The 1,222-nt window shown below is 59.4% G+C and carries 1 protein-coding gene; it reads right to left on the minus strand.

Annotated elements, in window-relative coordinates:
• Positions 1-74: 74 nt before the first annotated feature.
• Complete coding sequence (locus tag EDE09_RS27940) at positions 75-1,145, minus strand: IS110 family transposase (protein WP_105375171.1); 1,071 nt, start codon at positions 1,143-1,145, stop codon at positions 75-77.
• Positions 1,146-1,222: the final 77 nt, after the last annotated feature.

The raw sequence follows: 1,222 nt of genomic DNA on the forward strand, positions 1-1,222 counted from the left end.
GTGGCGTTCGGCTCCCGGCTTCCCATTCTCCTTTAAGAGCGCAACCCAGGCCTGCCGGGCTCGCTAGCTTCCCATCAGGACAACCGGGATATCGTCGACGACATGCCTTCCTCGCTGTTGGCGCCGCGCGGCTCGTAGGCGCGCTGGTCGCGCAGGATCTGGAAGGCGATCGTCAGAAGCTTGCGCGCGATCGCGACACGCGCCTTGTTCACTCCTCTGATCTTCAGGTGTTCATATTGGGCTCGAAGCTGCGCATCGCTGGCGATGGCAGAGGTGACGGCTTCAACAAAAGCCCAGCGCAGCCACTTATTGCCCTGCTTGATGATCTTGCCGTGGAAGGTCTTGCCGCCGGAGGAATAGGTCGACGGCACCAGTCCGGCATAGGCGGCCAACTTCTTCGGATTGCGGAATCGCGAGATGTCGTCGATCTCCGCATCGATCAGCCGGGCGAAAAACTCGCCAATGCCCGGGATCGTCTTCAACAGCTTCACATTGCCGTTGGCTTTGGTCATCGCCCGGATCGTCGTTTCCGACTGCTTGATCCGTCCATCGATGTCGCCGATGAAGTCGAGACCACGATCGATCTGGATGCGGTCGATCTCTGAGACCTTCACCTGAGCCAATTGGACGCGGCCGGCCTTGCCAAACAGGTCACCGAGCTTCTTCAGCTGCGCCGTCTGCTCCGGATAACGATCAAACACCGTCACGATGCGGTTCTTGGTCATCGTCCGCAGCCGCACATAAAACATCCGCTCACGCAACGCGACGCGCAGCTCGCGGGCCTTGTCGCTCGGTGCCCAGGCTTCTGGCACCAGGTCGGCCCGCAGCAGATGCGCCAGCACGGTCGCGTCGATCTTATCGGTCTTGATCTTGGCGTCAGCAATCGCCTTCACCTTCAACGGATGGGCGAGAACGACATCATCACAAATGTCGTCGAGCCAGTCGTACATCACCGTCCAGTTGCGGGTCGCCTCGACAACCGCATGGCTGTTCTCCCGGTATCGCTCCAGGAACGACCCCAGCGACCGACGATCGTTCTTCACGCGCCCGGATCGTAGCGTCTTGCCGACGGAATCTTGCACGACCAGGTGGCTGTAGCTTTTGTGGTAATCCACGCCGATGTGATAATCATAAGGTGCAGTCACGCTTTGCTCTCCTTCACTGAGTTCGCGAAAACCCAGGAAAGGTAAGCCAAACGGCGCAAAGCGTGACTGTCCTAAGA

Origin of the sequence: Neorhizobium sp. S3-V5DH (assembly GCF_004343065.1) — a bacterium.
Lineage (GTDB): Bacteria > Pseudomonadota > Alphaproteobacteria > Rhizobiales > Rhizobiaceae > Neorhizobium > Neorhizobium huautlense.